The 17,074-nt window shown below is 66.7% G+C and carries 13 protein-coding genes; 12 read left to right on the top strand and 1 reads right to left on the bottom strand.

From position 1 onward, the window contains the following. The first annotated feature begins 2 nt into the window (after positions 1 to 2). The 11 genes from AC5P8C_RS10385 to AC5P8C_RS10335 all read left to right on the top strand — a co-directional run bounded on the left by AC5P8C_RS10385 (position 3) and on the right by AC5P8C_RS10335 (position 15,521). Complete coding sequence (locus AC5P8C_RS10385) at positions 3 to 1,193, top strand: 1-deoxy-D-xylulose-5-phosphate reductoisomerase (RefSeq protein ID WP_233653058.1); 1,191 nt, start codon at positions 3 to 5, stop codon at positions 1,191 to 1,193. A gap of 55 nt (positions 1,194 to 1,248) precedes the next feature. After that, positions 1,249 to 2,607 carry an RIP metalloprotease RseP gene (gene rseP, locus AC5P8C_RS10380; RefSeq protein ID WP_495218710.1) on the top strand — a complete coding sequence of 453 codons (1,359 nt, stop codon included), beginning with the start codon at positions 1,249 to 1,251 and terminating at the stop codon, positions 2,605 to 2,607. 74 nt (positions 2,608 to 2,681) lie between these two features. Then, a complete protein-coding gene (gene bamA / locus AC5P8C_RS10375; protein ID WP_495218708.1) occupies positions 2,682 to 5,045 on the top strand; it encodes an outer membrane protein assembly factor BamA in 2,364 nt (787 codons plus the stop codon). A 452-nt stretch (positions 5,046 to 5,497) separates the two neighbouring features. Further along, positions 5,498 to 6,520, top strand: coding sequence for a UDP-3-O-(3-hydroxymyristoyl)glucosamine N-acyltransferase (gene lpxD, locus AC5P8C_RS10370; protein WP_495218706.1), 1,023 nt, complete (start codon positions 5,498 to 5,500; stop codon positions 6,518 to 6,520). Further along, on the top strand, positions 6,517 to 6,975 hold the full coding sequence (gene fabZ / locus AC5P8C_RS10365) for a 3-hydroxyacyl-ACP dehydratase FabZ (protein ID WP_005415845.1): 459 nt from the start codon (positions 6,517 to 6,519) through the stop codon (positions 6,973 to 6,975). The genes lpxD and fabZ overlap by 4 nt, the downstream gene beginning before the upstream one ends. A 16-nt stretch (positions 6,976 to 6,991) precedes the next feature. Beyond that, positions 6,992 to 7,783 (top strand): acyl-ACP--UDP-N-acetylglucosamine O-acyltransferase, encoded by a 792-nt coding sequence (lpxA, locus tag AC5P8C_RS10360; RefSeq protein ID WP_005415844.1) that lies wholly within the window; start codon positions 6,992 to 6,994, stop codon positions 7,781 to 7,783. A gap of 53 nt (positions 7,784 to 7,836) precedes the next feature. Continuing rightward, positions 7,837 to 9,039 carry a lipid-A-disaccharide synthase gene (gene lpxB / locus AC5P8C_RS10355; protein WP_233654152.1) on the top strand — a complete coding sequence of 401 codons (1,203 nt, stop codon included), beginning with the start codon at positions 7,837 to 7,839 and terminating at the stop codon, positions 9,037 to 9,039. After that, on the top strand, positions 9,036 to 9,695 hold the full coding sequence (gene rnhB / locus AC5P8C_RS10350) for a ribonuclease HII (protein ID WP_495218704.1): 660 nt from the start codon (positions 9,036 to 9,038) through the stop codon (positions 9,693 to 9,695). The genes lpxB and rnhB overlap by 4 nt, the downstream gene beginning before the upstream one ends. A 237-nt stretch (positions 9,696 to 9,932) precedes the next feature. Next, positions 9,933 to 13,523 (top strand): DNA polymerase III subunit alpha, encoded by a 3,591-nt coding sequence (dnaE, locus tag AC5P8C_RS10345; protein WP_019659132.1) that lies wholly within the window; start codon positions 9,933 to 9,935, stop codon positions 13,521 to 13,523. A gap of 55 nt (positions 13,524 to 13,578) precedes the next feature. Beyond that, positions 13,579 to 14,448 carry a hypothetical protein gene (locus AC5P8C_RS10340; protein ID WP_021203669.1) on the top strand — a complete coding sequence of 290 codons (870 nt, stop codon included), beginning with the start codon at positions 13,579 to 13,581 and terminating at the stop codon, positions 14,446 to 14,448. A gap of 113 nt (positions 14,449 to 14,561) precedes the next feature. Next, positions 14,562 to 15,521, top strand: coding sequence for an acetyl-CoA carboxylase carboxyltransferase subunit alpha (locus AC5P8C_RS10335; RefSeq protein WP_019659134.1), 960 nt, complete (start codon positions 14,562 to 14,564; stop codon positions 15,519 to 15,521). A gap of 284 nt (positions 15,522 to 15,805) precedes the next feature. Here AC5P8C_RS10335 and AC5P8C_RS10330 read toward each other — a convergent pair whose 3' ends face one another. After that, entirely contained in the window at positions 15,806 to 16,261 is a 456-nt protein-coding gene (locus tag AC5P8C_RS10330) for a CopD family protein (RefSeq protein WP_134735782.1), read from the bottom strand. Positions 16,262 to 16,410: 149 nt separating this feature from the next. On the opposite strand from AC5P8C_RS10330, the gene AC5P8C_RS10325 reads away from it, so the two are divergent. Further along, complete coding sequence (locus tag AC5P8C_RS10325) at positions 16,411 to 17,001, top strand: class I SAM-dependent DNA methyltransferase (RefSeq protein ID WP_019659136.1); 591 nt, start codon at positions 16,411 to 16,413, stop codon at positions 16,999 to 17,001. Positions 17,002 to 17,074 lie beyond the last annotated feature (73 nt).

Genomic DNA, 17,074 nt, shown 5'->3' with positions numbered 1-17,074 from the left:
CCATGAATGCTGTCGCAGACCTGCGCCGGGTCGCCGTGTTCGGCGCCACCGGCTCGATCGGTGCTTCCACGCTGGACGTGATCGCCCGCCACCCGCACCGCTACCAGGCCACGGTGCTCGCTGCCGGCCGCCAGGTGCAGGCGCTGCTGGCACTGTGCCGCCAGCACAGGCCAGCGCACGCGGTCATCGCCGACGAAGCGCTGTTCACCGAACTGCGCGACGGCCTCCGCGATGCGGGGCTGTCCACCGAGGCGCATGCCGGCCATGCCGCGCTGGACCAGTTGGCCGCCAGTGACGCCTGCGACACCGTGGTCGCCGCGATCGTTGGCGCGGCCGGGCTGTCTTCCACCCTGGCCGCAGCCGCCGCCGGCAAGCGCATCCTGCTGGCCAACAAGGAATCACTGGTACTGGCCGGTGAGCTGCTGACCCGCACTGCTGAACGCGCGGGCGCCGAGATCATCCCGATCGACAGCGAACACAGCGCAATCTTCCAGTGCCTGCGCTCACGCGATGCCAGCGTTGATGGCGCCGGCGTGCGCCGGATCCTGCTGACCGCCTCCGGCGGCCCATTCCGTGGCCGCAGCCGCGACGAACTGGCCCAGGTCACCCCGGCCCAGGCCGTTGCCCACCCGAAATGGTCGATGGGGCCGAAGATCTCGGTCGATTCGGCGACGTTGATGAACAAGGGCCTGGAAGTCATCGAGGCCCACCACCTGTTCGGCATCCCCGGTGAGCGCATCGACGTGCTGGTGCACCCGCAGAGCCTGGTCCATTCGCTGGTCGAGTTCGTTGACGGTTCGACCCTGGCACAGATGGGCCTGCCGGACATGCGGACCACCCTCGCCGTTGGCCTGGGCTGGCCGCAACGCATCGAATCGGGCGTGGCCGGGCTGGATCTGCTGGCCCAGGGCCGACTGGATTTCGAGGCCCCGGACACGGACGCGTTCCCCTGCCTGGCGCTGGCCTGGCAGGCCATGCAGGCCGGCGGCACCGCACCGGCCGTGCTGAACGCCGCCAATGAAGAGGCGGTTTCAGCGTTTCTTCAGGGCCGGATCGGTTTCCTGACCATCCCGAAGCTGGTTGCTAACGCTCTTTCAACACTGCCGACCCAGCCAGCCGATACACTGCAGGTCCTGTTGTCCGCCGACCAGCGGGCACGCCAGCTCACCCTGAACGCCATCGACGCCGCCTGAACGACTGCCTCGCCCAGCATGACGCCGCCGCCCCTGCCCGCCATTGTGAGCCTGCATGACTGACTTCATCGGATCGGTCTGGTGGATGATTGTCAGCCTCGGGCTGCTGGTCACGTTCCACGAGTTCGGGCATTACTGGGTCGGGCGCCTGTGCGGGGTCAAGATCCTGCGCTTCTCGGTCGGCTTCGGCCGGCCGCTGTGGTCACGCCGGGACAGGCACGGCACCGAGTTCGCCATTGCCGCCATCCCGCTCGGCGGCTACGTGAAGTTCCTCGACGAGCGCGAGGTTGAAGTCCACCCACACGAGCGCGGCCAGGCCTTCAACCACAAGAGTGTCTGGCAGCGCATTGCCATCGTCGCCGCCGGCCCGATCGCCAACCTGCTGCTGTGCATCCTGCTGCTGTGGGCGATGTTCGTGATCGGCAAGCAGGATTATTCGCCGACGATCGGCCGTGTCAGCGGCATCGCTGCCAGTGCCGGGCTGGCCAGCGGTGACCGCGTGCTGCGCGTGGACGAGCGCCCGGTCGTTACCCTCGGTGAAGCCAGCATGGCGCTGACCGCGGCCGCGATGGACCGCCGCGACGTGAGGCTGGAGGTGCTGGATACGGCTGACCAGGTACGCATGCGCACTCTGCCGCTGTCGCAGCTGCCGGCAGGTTTCGATGAGCGGCGGGTGCCGATCCTGGCCGGCCTGTACTGGCAGTCGTGGCTGCAGCCGGCGCTGGTCGACTCGCTGACGCCGGATTCGGTGGTGGCCGGGCAGCTGCAGCCGGGGGACCTGATCGTGGCCATTGATGGCCAGCGCATCGATGGTGCCGATCAGGTCATCGGCGAGATCCAGACGCTGGGCCGCGCCGGCGGCCCTGGCATGATCGAGGTCCTGCGCGGCGGTGAACGCCTGGCGCTGGAAGTCACCCCGCGCGAGGGCAAGGATTCCAGGGGTGAACCGACCTGGCAGATCGGCGTGCAGTTCCCGACTTCGTTCAGCCCTCCCTACGACACCCTGCTTCGCTATGGCCCGCTCGACGCGGTCACCGTGGCTGTGCGCGAAACCGGCCGCCTGGCGGCAGATTCGCTGGGCATGATGGGCCGAATCGTCACCGGCAAGGCCTCGCTGCAGAACGTGTCCGGGCCAGTCACCATCGCCCGGGTGGCCAATGTCTCGGCCAAGCGCGGCCTCGACTGGTTCCTGCAGTTCCTTGCCCTGCTGTCCCTCAGCCTGTGCATCATCAACCTGCTGCCGATCCCGATCTTGGACGGCGGCCACCTGCTGTATTACCTTATCGAGTTGGTCAAGGGCAGCCCGCTGAGCGAGCGTGCCATCGCCGCCGGCCAGTACATCGGCCTGGCGTTGCTGGCCGGGCTGATGGGGTTGGCGTTCTACAACGACATCCTCGGCCTGGTCCCGCGATGAACTTTTCCACGTTGTTGCCGTCTACAGCGTCGGCATCCCGCACCAATGAAATCGACCTTCCTACCGGACGTGACATGACGCGACTCCCCAATCGCCGCCTGCTGGCCCTCGCCCTTGCCGCCGTCACCGGCGCCCCCGCCCTGGCCCAGGCAGCCGAGCCCTTCACTGTCAGCGACATCCGCGTCGACGGCCTGCAGCGCATCAGCTCGGGCACGGTGTTCACCTACCTGCCGGTGGAACGTGGCGAGACGGTCACCGACAGCAAGGTCGGCGAGACGATCCGCGCCCTGTACAAGACCGGCTTCTTCGAGGATGTGCAGCTGGACCGCCAGGGCAGCATCCTGGTGGTGACCGTCAAGGAACGCCCGGCGATCAACAAGCTGACCGTGACCGGCAACAAGGACATCAAGTCCGAGCAGCTGCTCAAGGGCCTGTCCGACATCGGCCTGACCGAGGGCGGCACCTTTGATCGGCTGAGCCTGGACCGCGTGACCCAGGAACTTCGCCGCCAGTACAACGACCGCGGCAAGTACAACGTCGAGATCACCCCCACGGTGAGCCCGCTGGACCGCAACCGCGTGGACATCGCCATCGCCATCAAGGAAGGCAAGGCGGCCAAGATCCGCCACGTCAACCTGGTGGGCACCGAAAAGTTCGAGAGCAAGGACATCCTGGAAACCTGGGAGTCCAAGGAGCACAACTGGGCGTCGTGGTACCGCCGTGACGACCAGTACTCCAAGGAAAAACTGTCCGGCGACCTGGAAAAGCTCAACTCCTGGTACCTGGATCGCGGCTACGTCGATTTCAGCATCGATTCCACCCAGGTCTCGATCAGCCCCGACAAGCGCGACATGTTCCTGACCGCGGGCGTGACGGAGGGTGCGCAGTACAAGATCTCCGAGATCAAGGTCAGCGGCGACACCATCCTCCCGCAGGAGGACGTCGAGCGCATGGTGATCCAGAAGTCCGGCGATACGTTCTCGCGTGCGCTGCTGGAGTTCAGCTCGGACACCATCACCAATTCGCTGTCCAACATCGGCTACGCGTTCGCCAAGGTGAACCCGATCCCGACCACCAACCGCGCCGAGCAGACCGTGGCGATCAACATGCAGGTCGTGCCCGGCCCGCGCGTGTCGGTGCGTCGCATCCTGTTCCGCGGGAACACGCGTACGTCCGACGAAGTGATGCGTCGCGAAATGCGCCAGTTCGAGAACAGCTGGTACTCGCAGGCCGCGATCGATCGTTCCAAGATCCGCCTGCAGCGCTTGGGCTACTTCGAATCGGTGGACGTCGAGACCCCGGCCGTCAGCGGCAGCAACGACCAGGTCGACGTCGTCTACAACGTCAAGGAAACCACCTCGGGCAGCTTCGTGTTCGGCCTGGGTTACTCGCAGTCCTACGGCATGACCACGTCGGTGCAGCTGTCGCAGAACAACTTCCTCGGTGGCGGCAACCGCGTGTCGGTCGAAGCCTCGCGCAGCAGCTACCTGCAGCGCTACGGTTTCAGCTACACCAACCCGTACTTCACCGATGACGGCGTGTCGCTGGGCTACAACCTGTCCTGGCGCGAACTGGATTACTCCGACTTCAACACCGCGCAGTACAACAGCACCAACGGTGCCGCGCAGGTGGTGTTCGGCGTGCCGCTGACCGAGACCGACACCGTCTCGCTGATGTTCGGCATCGACAGCAACCAGATCACCACCTACGAAGGCTCGACCCCGCAGTCGATCATCGACTACATCAACGCCGTCGGTAAGCGCACCTTCCATGCCTGGCGCACCGAGCTGGGCTGGGCGCGCGACTCGCGCAACGACTACTTCATGCCGACCCGCGGTACCTACCAGCGCGTGGGCCTGGAAACCACGCTGCCGGGTTCGACCATCGAGTACTACAAGCTGAACTACCAGATCAGCAAGTACTGGCCGATCATGCCGTCGCTGGTGATCAACACCCGCGCCGAAATCGGCTACGGTGATGCCTACGGCAAGGACTACAACCGTACGCTGACCAATCCGGATGGCACCACCCGCACCGTCACCGCCAGCGGCCTGCCGTTCTTCGAGAACTTCTACGCCGGTGGTACCAACTCGGTACGCGGCTTCGAGGACAACACCCTCGGCCCGCGCGAAGTTACCCGCGGCTACCCAGAAGGCCAGCCGCTGGGTGGCTCGCTGAAGACCGTCGGCTCGGTGGAGGCCTACTTCCCGCGCCTGTTCGACAGCCCGTCGGCGCGCGTGTCGGCCTTCGTCGACTTCGGCAACGTGTATACCGGCGTGGACAACTTCAAGGCCAACGAGCTGCGCGTATCCACCGGTGTGGCCCTGCTGTGGCGCGCCCCGGTCGGCCCGATCTCGATCAGCTACGCCTTCCCGCTGAAGAAGGAAGACGATGACAAGATCGAGCGCCTGCAATTCACGTTCGGTGGCCAGTTCTGAGGAACTCTGTTCCTCAGAACTGATCCACCTCCGGTGAATTGCCCGCGCATTTCACCTATCCCCCGCGCCGCTGGCGCGCCCCCCTTAACAAAGGGGGGCTCTCCACCAGACGGGGCGCGAAGCGCCGGGCATTGCCCGGCGTTTTCGTTTTACTTGCTCGCCGCCGCTACTTCCCGCGCTCGCGTGAAATCATCTGGTGATGGCGCAGGGGGCTGACCAGGACCGTTGGCGCCATGGGCCCGAGGCATGCCTCGGGCGGGTTGGGCAGGACCCCCAACCCCGGTCTTGCCGTGTGCGCAGGACAGCGCACACGAGCAAGGCGCCATCGAGCCCCCAGGGATGGGTCTGCGGCGTGTCCTGAGCAGCCCCCTGCGCCATCACCCCGGGACATCAGGCAGGCACCGCTTTTGACCCCGCATGACCGCAATGGCGTCACACGTTAAACTCCCGCCGTGAATACTCCCACCTACACCGCCCAGCAACTCGCCGAGCAGTTCGGCCTGCAGGTCCATGGCGACCCCGCCACCGCCATCCATGGCGTGGCTACCCTCGCCCATGCCGGTCCTGGTCAGCTGACCTTCCTCGCCAATCCACGCTACCGCGCCCAGCTGGCCGACAGCCAGGCCTCGCTGGTGGTCCTGCGTGCCGAAGACGCCGAGTCCGCTCCCGGCGCCGCGCTCGTCGCCAAGGACCCGTACACCACCTTCGCCAAGATCGCCGCGCTGTTCGACATCGCGCCGACCCGTCCGCCGGGCATCCACCCCAGCGCGGTGATCGACCCCAGTGCCCAGGTTGCGGCCAGCGCGCACATCGGTCCGTTCGTCTCGGTCGGTCCGCGCAGCGTGGTCGGCGAGAACTGCATCATCGGCGCCGGCAGCGTGATCGGCGAGGACTGCAGCCTGGATTCCGGCTGTGAGCTGATCGCCCGGGTCACCCTGGTCACCCGGGTCAGGCTGGGCAAGCGCGTGCGCGTGCATCCCGGTGCCGTGCTCGGCGCCGACGGCTTTGGCCTGGCGATGGACGCCGGCAAGTGGATCAAGGTGCCGCAGCTCGGCGGCGTGCGCATCGGCGACGATTGCGAAATCGGCGCCAACACCTGCGTCGACCGTGGCGCGCTGGAAGACACCGTGCTGGACGAAGACGTGCGCCTGGACAACCTGGTGCAGATCGCGCACAACGTGCAGATCGGTGCGCATTCGGCCATCGCCGGTTGCACCGGCATCGCCGGCAGCGCCAAGATCGGCCGCTATTGCCTGCTCGGCGGCCACGTCGGCGTTGTCGGCCACCTCGAGATCTGCGACAAGGTCGTGATCACCGGCAAGTCGGTGGTCCGCAATTCCATCCATGAGCCGGGCGAGTACTCATCCGGCACCCCGTTGACCGACAACCGTACGTGGCGCAAGAACGCCGCGCGTTTCAAGCAGCTGGACGCATTGGCTCGCCGCGTCCTGGCTGCTGGCAAGGAGAAAGAATGAACGATTCGCTGCAGCTTCCGATCGACGTCTGCCAGATCCAGGAGCTGCTTCCACACCGCTACCCGTTCCTGCTGGTGGACCGGGTGCTTGAACTCGACGTCGAGGCCAAGCGGATCCTGGCGCAGAAGAACGTCAGCATCAACGAGCCGTTCTTCCAGGGCCACTTCCCGGGCCGCCCGATCATGCCCGGCGTGCTGATCATCGAAGCGCTGGCGCAGGCCGGCGGCGTGATGACCCAGCTCACGCTTGGCCGCGATGCGCAGTCCAAGCTGTTCTACATGGTCAAGGTGGAAAACGCCCGCTTCAACAAGCAGGTCGTCCCCGGCGACGTGCTGATGCTGGACGTGCAGATGAAGCGCCTGATCCGCAACATGGGCTGGTACTACGGCGAAGCCAAGGTCAACGGCGAAGTCGTCGCGTCGGCCGAGGTCATGTGTGCCGGCGCCAAGGGCTGATCCACTGGAGGCAGCAATGACTGACAACGCACCGCGGATCCACCCCACCGCCGTCATCGACCCGGCCGCACGCCTGGCCGACGATGTCCAGGTGGGCGCCTTCACCCTGATCGGCCCCGACGTTGAAATCGGTGCCGGTACGGTGGTGGGCCCCCATTGCAGCATCCACGGCCCGACCCGGATCGGCCGCGACAACCGCTTCGTCGGCCATGCCGCGATCGGTGGCGAGCCGCAGGACAAGAAGTTCGGCGGCGAGCGCACCGAACTGGTGATCGGCGACCGCAACGTGTTCCGCGAGTTCGTCACCCTGAACCGTGGCACCGGCGGCGGCGGCGGCATCACCACCATCGGCAACGACAACTGGATGCTGGCCTACACGCACGTGGCGCACGACTGCCATGTCGGCAACTTCTGCGTGTTCTCCAACAACACCACCCTGGCCGGCCATGTGACCGTGGGCGACTACGTGATCATCAGCGGCTTCGCCGGTGCCCACCAGTTCTGCCGGATCGGCGCGCATGCCTTCCTCGGCATGGGCGCGCTGACCAATGGTGACGTACCGCCGTTCACCATGGTCGGTACTGATTCGCTGGGACGCCCGCGCGGCATCAACAGCGAAGGCCTGAAGCGACGTGGCTTCGACGCTGACCGCATTTCGGCCATCAAGCGTGCCTACCGCACGCTGTACGTGGCGGGCCTGCCGCTGGCAGAGGCCAAGGTGCAGCTGACCGAGCAGGCGCGTGACAGCGACGACGTAAAGGCGATGCTGGACTTCATCGAGCACGCCGAGAGGCCCCTGCTGCGATGAGCAGCACGACCGGCCAGGCGCCGGCCGGCGCCGCAGTGATCCCGCTGGCCTCGATGACCGGCAGCGTCCCGGCGCAACGGGTGCTCAGCGAGCGCCCGTTGCGGATCGCGCTGGTGGCCGGCGAGGCCTCCGGCGATCTGCTCGGTGCGGGCCTGGTCCGCGAACTGAAAGCGCGCTTCCCGAATGCCGAGTTCGCCGGCATCGGTGGCGACGCCATGCGCAGCGCGGGCTGCCAGACCTGGCACGATGCCAGCGAGCTGGCGGTGATGGGCCTGACCGAAGTGCTGCGCCACCTGCCGCGCCTGCTCAAGCTACGTTCGGCGTTCCGCCAGCGTGCGCTTGACTGGCAGCCGGACGTGTTCATCGGCATCGACGCCCCCGACTTCAACCTGGGTATCGAGCGTTGGCTGAAGCAGCGTGGCGTGCGCACCGTGCATTACGTCAGTCCCTCGGTCTGGGCCTGGCGCGAAAAGCGCGCCGAGAAGATCGGCAGCAGCGCCGACCTGGTGCTGTGCCTGTTCCCGATGGAGCCACCGATCTATGCCAGGCACGGCATCGACGCGCGCTTCGTCGGCCACCCGATGGCCGATGACATTCCGCTGCAGGGCAATCGCGAGGAAGCACGCGCCGCGCTCGGACTGCCGGCCTCGGCCAAGGTGCTGGCAGTGTTGCCGGGCAGCCGCCTGGGCGAGATCTCGCGCCTGGGCGAACCGTTCTTCGAAGCCGCCTGGCAGGTCTCCGAACGCATTCCGGGCCTGCATGTGGTGGTGCCTGCCGCCAACCCGGCCTGCAGGGAACTGATCGAGGAACAGCTGTCGCGCTCGGCGCTGCCGGTGGCCTATTCGCATGTGCTGGATGGCCAGGCGCGCAACGCGATGATCGCCGCCGACGTGGTGGTGCTGGCCTCCGGTACCGCGACCCTGGAGGCCATGCTGGTGAAGCGGCCGATGGTGGTCGGTTACCGCGTCAACGAACTGACCTATCGACTGGTGAAGGCGCTCGGCCTGATCAAGGTCGACCGCTTCGCCCTGCCCAACATCCTGGCCGGGCAGGACCTGGCACCGGAACTGATGCAGCACGACTGCACGCCGGACAAGCTGGCCGCGGCCATCCAGCAGTGGTTCGACCACCCGCAGCGGGTGACCGATCTGCAGGATGCCTACGTGCGCCTGCACGAGCGGCTGCGCCGCAACGCCTCGGCGCGTGCCGCCGACGCCGTTGGCGAACTGCTGATGCGCGACCAGGCACAGGCATGAGCCGCCGTCACGCCGCCGCAGCCAGCCTGACCCTGTTCGACGGTGCGCCCGTGGTCGAGCCGGAGCGCCTGGTCGCTGGCGTCGACGAGGCAGGCCGTGGCCCACTGGCCGGGCCGGTGGCGGTGGCAGCGGTGGTGTTCGACCCGTCGCGACCACGGATCAACGGCCTGGATGACTCCAAGCAGCTGACCGCGGCCCGCCGCGAGCAGCTGCATGACCGCATCATCGAGCGCGCCTTGACCTGGCATGTGGTGCTGGTGGACGTGGACACCATCGACCGCCTGAACATCTACCAGGCCACCCTGCAGGGCATGCGTGACGTCGTTGCAGCGGTCGCCCATGTGGCCGGCTTCGCGCGCATCGACGGCAACGTGGTGCCCAAGGGCCTGGCACTACCGGCGCAGGCGCTGGTCGGCGGCGATGGCATCGACCGCGCGATCATGGCCGCCTCGATCCTGGCCAAGGTCTCGCGCGACCGCTACATGCAGGAGGTGCATGCCCGCCATCCGAAGTACGGCTTCGAACAGCACAAGGGCTACGGCACCCCGGCCCACCTGGCCGCCCTGCGCGAGCACGGCCCCTGCATGGAGCACCGCCGCAGCTTCGCGCCAGTGCGCGAGTGCCTGGAAGCGCCGGCTGTCGCGGCCATCGCCTGAGCCAGCTGGAGTTGTAGAGCCGAGCCCATGCTCGGCTGCTGTGGACAGCCGAGCATGGGCTCGGCTCTACAGAAGGCGGCCTCCCGCACGCCTGAATCCGGCGCCACGCCGTGCCCCTGTCAAGCCTTGTGGCAACCCCCTGCCCTCGCTACCCTGACCGGGCATTCCAGCGCTTCCCGACCCCGGCGACGAACCTCCGTCAGCACCCGGGGCCCGCGCGCTCCAACCTGGTCCGGCATGTCCAACTCCCGCTTCGTACATCTCCACGTCCACACCGAGTTCTCGCTGGCGGACTCCACCATCCGTGTGCCGGCCAAGCCGGACCAGGCGGACCCGAAGAAGGCCAAGCAGGCCAACCTGCTGTCGCGCTCGGTCGAGCTCGGCCTACCGGCGCTGGCGGTGACCGACCTCAACAACCTGTTCGCCCTGGTCAAGTTCTACAAGGCCGCCGAAGGCGTGGGCATCAAGCCGATCGCCGGTGCCGACGTGCTGATCGCCGAGGAAGGCCAGGACCCGTGGCGGATGACCCTGCTGTGCCGTGATCGCGAAGGCTACCTGAGCCTGTCGCGGCTGCTGACCCGCGCCTGGATGGAAGGCCATCGCCCCGAAGGCGGCGTAGCCATCCACCCGGACTGGCTGAAGGCCGGCAACGCCAACCTGTTCGCGCTGGCCGGCCGGCAGAGCCTGGCCGGACGCCTGGCGCTGGACGGCAAGCATGAGCTGGCCGAGCAGCAGCTGGCCGACTGGCAACGGGTGTTCGGCGATGGCCTGCACCTGGAGCTGACCCGCACCGGCCGCGAGGGCGAGGAAACCTTCAACCAGTTCGCGCTGATGGCTGCGGGCCAGCGTGGCCTGCCGGTGGTGGCCAGCAATGACGTGCGCTTCCTGTCGCCCTCCGATTTCAGCGCGCATGAGGCGCGCGTGTGCATTTCCACCGGCCGCGTGCTGGACGATCCCAAGCGTCCGCGCGAGTACAGCGACCAGCAGTACCTGAAGTCGGCCGAGGAGATGTGCGCGCTGTTCGCCGACATCCCCGACGCGATCGACAACACGCTGGCGCTGGCCGAGCGCTGCAACATCGAGATGCGGCTGGGCACCTACTTCCTGCCCAACTACCCGGTGCCCGACGACGAAACGCTGGATACCTGGATCCAGAAGATGTCGCGCGAGGGCCTGGAAGAGCGCCTGGAGAAGAATCCGCTGGCGCCGGGCAAGACCCGGGAAGAGTACTTCGAACGCCTGGAGTTCGAGCTCAACACCATCATCAAGATGGGCTTCCCCGGCTACTTCCTGATCGTGGCCGACTTCATCCAATGGGGCAAGAACCAGGGCATTCCGATCGGCCCCGGCCGCGGCTCGGGTGCCGGTTCACTGGTGGCGTGGGCGCTGAAGATCACCGACCTGGATCCGCTGCCGTACAACCTGCTGTTCGAGCGCTTCCTCAATCCGGAACGCGTGTCGATGCCCGACTTCGACATCGACTTCTGCATGGACCGCCGCGACGAGGTGATCGACTACGTCGCGCGCAAGTATGGGCGCGAGCGCGTCAGCCAGATCATCACCTACGGCACCATGGCCGCCAAGGCGGTGGTGCGCGACTCCGGCCGCGTGCTCGGGTTCCCGTACGGCCTGGTCGACGGCGTTTCCAAGTTGATCCCGAACATCCTGGGTATCCACCTGAAGGATGCGCTGGGCAAGGGCAAGGAAGGCCCGAGCTCGGAAATGGCGTCGCCGGAACTGATCCAGCGCTACGAGACCGAGGACGATGTCCGCGACCTGATCGACCTGGCGCTGCAGCTGGAAGACCTGACCCGCAACGCCGGCAAGCACGCCGGCGGCGTGGTGATCGGGCCCGAGCCGCTGAGCGAGTTCTGCCCGCTGTATGCGGAACACGACGAAAATGGGCTCGGCAAGAACCCGGTCACCCAGTTCGACAAGAACGACGTGGAAGAAGTGGGCCTGGTGAAGTTCGACTTCCTCGGCCTGCGCACGCTGACCATCATCGACTGGGCGGTGAAGGCGATCAACAAGCGCCACGAACGCGCGGGCATTCCGCCGGTCGACATTGCCGCGATCCCGCTCGACGATGCGCCCACCTACAAGGACATCTTCGCCAACGGCAACACCGGCGCGGTGTTCCAGTTCGAATCCTCGGGCATGCGCCGCCTGCTGAAGGACGCGCGCCCCGACCGTTTCGAAGACCTGATCGCGCTGGTGTCGCTGTACCGCCCTGGCCCGATGGACCTGATTCCTTCGTTCAACGCGCGCAAGCACGGCCAGGAAGAAATCATCTATCCCGATCCGCGCACCGAAGCGATCCTGAAGGACACCTACGGCATCATGGTGTACCAGGAGCAGGTGATGCAGATGGCGCAGATCGTCGGCGGCTACTCGCTGGGCGGCGCCGACCTGCTGCGCCGCGCGATGGGCAAGAAGGTGCCGGCGGAAATGGCCAAGCACCGTGAGATCTTCCGCGAAGGTGCGGCCAAGGGCGGCGTCGATGGCCCCAAGGCCGACGAGATCTTCGACCTGATGGAGAAGTTCGCCGGCTATGGCTTCAACAAGTCACACGCCGCTGCATACGCACTGGTCAGCTACCAGACCGCGTGGCTGAAGCGCCATTATCCGGCCGAATTCATGGCGGCCACGCTGTCTTCGGACCTGGACAACACCGACAAGGTGGTCGGCTTCCTCGACGAGGTGCGCAACCTCGGCCTGACCGTGCTGCCGCCGAAGGTGAACCAGTCGGCCTTCATGTTCGAAGCGGTCACCCCGGACACGATCCAGTACGGCCTGGGCGCGATCAAGGGCGTGGGCCAGGGCGCCTGCGAAGCGGTGGTCGAGGAACGACTGAAGGGCGGCCCGTTCAAGGATCTGCTGGACTTCTGCACCCGCGTCGGCTCGGCCAAGCTCAACCGGCGCACGCTGGAAGCGATGATCAACTGCGGTGCGCTCGATGAGCTCGGCCGCAACCGTGCCTCGCTGATGCTGCAGTTGCCGGAAGTGATCAAGGCCACTGATCAGATGGCACGCGAGCGTGCGTCCGGACAGAACTCGCTGTTTGGCGGGCCCGACCCGAGCACCGTTTCGATCCAGCTGGACCTGCCAGAAGCCGAAGAATGGCCGTTGCTGCAGCGCCTCAACGGTGAGCGCGACACGCTGGGCTTCTACCTCAGCGGCCACCCGTTCGATCCCTGGCGCGACGATGTGCGCGATCTGGTAGGCAACGACCTGGGTTCGGTGGAGAAAATCTGGAGCGCCAACAGCGGTGGCGGCGGTGGCGGCGAGAAGCGCTGGCGCCCGGAGGTGCAGACCGTGCTGGCAGGCCAGGTGGTCGGCGTGCGCCGCAAGGGCGAAAGCCAGATCTTCATCCAGCTGGAGGATGGCCGCGGCCGCGTCGAGTGCAGTGCGTTCTCTGATGCAATGGCCGAGTTCGGCCACCTGATGACCAAGGACCGCATCCTGGTGGTCAAGGGCGGCCTGCGCGAGGACGAGTTCAACGGTGGCTACGCGCTGCGCATCCGCCAGTGCTGGGACTTCGATGAAGTCTGCGCCAACTACGCCACGCGGCTGTCGCTGCGCCTGGACCTGCGCCAGCAGCGCCCGGTCTGGGAGCGCATCAATGCCCTGCTCGACCGCCATCGCCCGGGGCGCACGCCGCTGCGCCTGGACCTGCTGCTGAAGGGCCCGCAAGGCGGTGTCGCCGGCATGCTCGATGTCTCCGGGCAGAGCGCGGTACGCATCGATTCCAAGCTGATGGAGGCGCTGCGCGCCGACCCGGCCGTACGCACGCTGAAGGTGCGCTACAGCCCGCCGTGGGCCAGCTGAGGCTGGCTCCTTCGTGTTCCTGTTTTCCCGTTCCAACCATCAAGGACGATCGCCCATGAAGACCCTGCTGTTTCCGTTCGTTGCCGCACTGGCACTGGCCGCCTGCTCGCCGTCGAAGATCGAGTTCCAGATCGACAACCCGACCGACGCGCCGCTGGCGCTGAGCATCGACGGCCAGGACGTGCCAGTGGCCGCGCACGGCTCGCGCCCGATCTCGCTCGCCATTGGCGAACATCGCCTGCACACAGACGCGCTTGGCGACGTGCGCTTCATCGTCTACGTCGACGGTCGTGGCGGACTGATCAACCCGACCCTGAGCGAGTACGTGATTGCTCGCGAGGTCTATGTCACCGACGAGAGCAAGCTGAAGAATTTCGGCGTCGGCAACAACGGGATCGAACTGGGCGGGGTCAACTTCGAAGGCCCCTTCGAGAAGCGCCACGACCTGTTCATCGACAAGACCTGGACCTACGGCGTGCGCGAACCCTTCCCCAAGGAAAAGGTGGTCGCCCACGTCGATTCCAGCGGCGGCCAGATCGTGGCCAAGGTGTTCACGGCCCCGGATTTCATCGCCTACGTCGAAGAAGGCATGGGCGAACCCGGTGCATTCAAGCGCCAACAGCCGGCCGGCTACGTGGCCCCGGCATTCAGCCTGGAACCGGCCCCGGCCAGCCTGCCGGCCCTTGACCCCGCCTTCGAGGCGCACGCCGCGCCGCTGCGCGAGGTCTATGCGCGCTGGCTGAAGGCCACCACCGCCGATGAACAGAAGGCCCTGCGCAAGCAGGACTTCGACGCGCAGATGGCCTTCACCTCGGCCACCGCCACCCTGGGCAGCGGCCTGGGCCGGGAGGCCAACGAGGCCTACAACGACTTCGTTTCCCAGCGCAGCCAGTTGATGGGCCGCAGCGCCCTGGTGGTGCCCTGAGCTGACTGGCGCCGCCTGCCCGGCTGCGTTACCGTCGCCTTCCAGACGAAGGCGTACGGGTGGTTTGCACGCATTCGGCTAGAATTGCCCCCTTCTTTACACGACGGCTTCCGATGAATCCGAACTACCTCGACTTCGAGCAACCCATCGCCGACCTGGAAGCCAAGATCCAGGAACTGCGCAACGCCAGTGCCGGGCCGGCGGTCAATGTCGAGGCGGAAGTGCACGCGCTGCAGGACAAGCTGCGCATGCGCACCGCGCAGATCTTCCGCAACCTGACCTCGTGGCAGGTGCTGCAGTTGGCCCGGCACCCATCGCGTCCGTACACCGCCGACTACATCCGCGTCATGTTCGATGAGTTCCAGGAGCTGGCCGGTGACCGCGCCTTCGCTGACGACAAGGCGATCATGGGCGGCCTGGCCCGCATCAATGGCCGCGCGGTAATGGTGATCGGCCACCAGAAGGGCCGCGACACCAAGGAAAAGATCAAGCGCAACTTCGGCATGCCCAAGCCGGAGGGCTACCGCAAGGCACTGCGCCTGATGAAGATGGCAGAGCGCTTCGGCCTGCCGGTGCTGACCCTGATCGACACCGCCGGCGCCTGGCCGGGCATCGACGCCGAGTCGCGCGGCCAGTCCGAAGCGATCGCGCGCAACCTGATCGAGATGGCCGAGCTGAAGGTGCCGATCATCTGCACCGTGATCGGTGAAGGCGGCTCCGGCGGTGCGTTGGCACTGGGTGTGGGCGACCGCACCGTGATGCTGGAATACGCGGTGTACTCGACCATCACGCCGGAAGGCTGCGCCTCGATCCTGTGGAAGGACGCGGGCAAGGCCAAGGAAGCGGCCGAACAACTGGGCCTGACTGCCCCGCGCCTGAAGAGCCTGGGCCTGGTCGACAAGGTCGTGCGCGAGCCGACCGGTGGCGCCCACCGCAACCCGACCCAGATGGCCAAGCGCCTGAAGGCCGTGCTGCTGAACGAGCTGGACGCGCTGGACAAGCTGTCCACCGAACAGCTGCTGGAACAGCGCTACACGCGCCTGCGCAGTTACGGCACGTACGAGGCAGCCTGATTCATCGGCTTGTTACTTTCTTGCTCTTGCAAGAAAGTAACCAAAGAACACGCCGCCGAACGCGAACCGGTGCTGTGCACCGGTTCCCTGCGCTTCTCGGTGAATCAGGGGACGGCGCCGAACTCGCTGCGCTCAGACATCGGCGCCTCTTCGCCCCTGTTTCACCTGCGATGCTCGGCTCGCTCATGGCGGACCTGGACATCAAAAGCCACAGCTGCACCCAGTAGATCCACGCCATGCGTGGATGCATCTGTGCGATGCGCCGCGCGCGCAGCGCGCCCCGTTCAGAACGGCTTGGCCAGCACCAGCCACACGATCGGAATGAACGCCAGCAGCGGGATCTCGTTGATCCAGCGCAGCGCGCGCGACGACGGCAGCGCCCGGCCCTTGGCCACGCCCTTGAGCAGGCGACCGGTCCAGCCGAAGTACACCAGCAGCACCACCACCAGCCCCAGCTTGGCGTGCAGCCAGCCGGCAGCTCCCGGAGCCACCATGGTCGGGAAATCGGGGATGACCTTGTAGCCCAGCCACAGCACCAGGCCGAGCAGGAACGCCAGGCCGAACATCGAGTGGCCGAAGCGATACAGGCGCAGGCCCATCAGCTGCAGGCGCTCGCTCACCGCCGGCTGGCCCGCGGTCTCGGCCAGGTTCACCAGGATGCGCGGCAGGTAGAACACCGTGGCCATCCACGCCACCACGAACACGATGTGGAAGGTCTTGACCCAGTAGTAGCTCTGCATGCGCTCGCTCCGGCGGCTGGCGTAGGTTGGCGGCCATTCTCGCATGCCGTGGCGAAGCCGCCGCAGGCACGCCCGCCGCGACACATCGACGCATGGCGCGCCGCAACACCGTACGATAGGCGCCGTTTTCCCCGATCGCGCACCGCCCCATGGACAAGACCTACGACGCCGCCTACTTCCAGCGCTGGTACCGCCGTGCCGACATCGGCGGCAGCGCCCGCCTGGCGCGCAAGGTTGCGTTGGCCGTCGCCAGCGCCGAGTACTACCTGGAGCGGCCGATCCGCAGCGTGCTGGATATCGGCTGCGGTGAAGGCGCCTGGCGCGCGCCGCTGCTGAAGCTGCGTCCGAAGGTCGAATATCTCGGCTTCGACAGCAGCGAGTACGCTGTGCGCCGCTACGGCAGGACCCGCAACCTGCACCTGGCCGCCTTCGGTGATTTCGCCTGGCTGCGGCCCTGCGCTCCGGTCGACCTGCTGGTGTGCTCGGACGTGATGCACTACGTGCCCGACCGTGAACTGCGCGCCGGCCTGGCCGGGGTGGCCGAGCTGACCGGTGGCGTGGCCTTCCTGGAGACCTTCGCCGCCGAGGATGAATTCGACGGCGACCACGAGGGCTTCCACGCCCGCCCGGCGCGCTGGTACCGCCGCACGCTGGCCCGGCACGGCCTGCAGCCGGTGGGGTCGCACTGCTGGCTCGGCCCCGCCCTGGCAGGCGATGCTGCCGCGCTGGAACGGATGTGAATCCGGATTCATTATTTTCAGGCAACTTAACCTGCGGGACGCCCGGATGGGATATGCTGCGCGGCAACATATG

It is taken from the genome of Stenotrophomonas sp. YJH_SMC_46 (assembly GCF_059370315.1).
The sequence above is the reverse complement of the archived record's forward strand: the minus strand, read 5'-3'. Positions and strand labels throughout refer to the sequence as shown.

Excerpts from the sequence above, each read along its gene's own strand:
- AC5P8C_RS10385 (WP_233653058.1), top strand. The coding sequence starts at position 3 with ATGAATGCTGTCGCAGACCTGCGCCGGGTCGCCGTGTTCGGCGCCACC.
- rseP (WP_495218710.1), top strand. The coding sequence starts at position 1,249 with ATGACTGACTTCATCGGATCGGTCTGGTGGATGATTGTCAGCCTCGGG.
- bamA (WP_495218708.1), top strand. The coding sequence starts at position 2,682 with ATGACGCGACTCCCCAATCGCCGCCTGCTGGCCCTCGCCCTTGCCGCC.
- fabZ (WP_005415845.1), top strand. The coding sequence starts at position 6,517 with ATGAACGATTCGCTGCAGCTTCCGATCGACGTCTGCCAGATCCAGGAG.
- lpxA (WP_005415844.1), top strand. The coding sequence starts at position 6,992 with ATGACTGACAACGCACCGCGGATCCACCCCACCGCCGTCATCGACCCG.
- lpxB (WP_233654152.1), top strand. The coding sequence starts at position 7,837 with ATGACCGGCAGCGTCCCGGCGCAACGGGTGCTCAGCGAGCGCCCGTTG.
- rnhB (WP_495218704.1), top strand. The coding sequence starts at position 9,036 with ATGAGCCGCCGTCACGCCGCCGCAGCCAGCCTGACCCTGTTCGACGGT.
- dnaE (WP_019659132.1), top strand. The coding sequence starts at position 9,933 with ATGTCCAACTCCCGCTTCGTACATCTCCACGTCCACACCGAGTTCTCG.
- AC5P8C_RS10340 (WP_021203669.1), top strand. The coding sequence starts at position 13,579 with ATGAAGACCCTGCTGTTTCCGTTCGTTGCCGCACTGGCACTGGCCGCC.
- AC5P8C_RS10335 (WP_019659134.1), top strand. The coding sequence starts at position 14,562 with ATGAATCCGAACTACCTCGACTTCGAGCAACCCATCGCCGACCTGGAA.
- AC5P8C_RS10330 (WP_134735782.1), bottom strand. The coding sequence starts at position 16,261 with ATGCAGAGCTACTACTGGGTCAAGACCTTCCACATCGTGTTCGTGGTG.
- AC5P8C_RS10325 (WP_019659136.1), top strand. The coding sequence starts at position 16,411 with ATGGACAAGACCTACGACGCCGCCTACTTCCAGCGCTGGTACCGCCGT.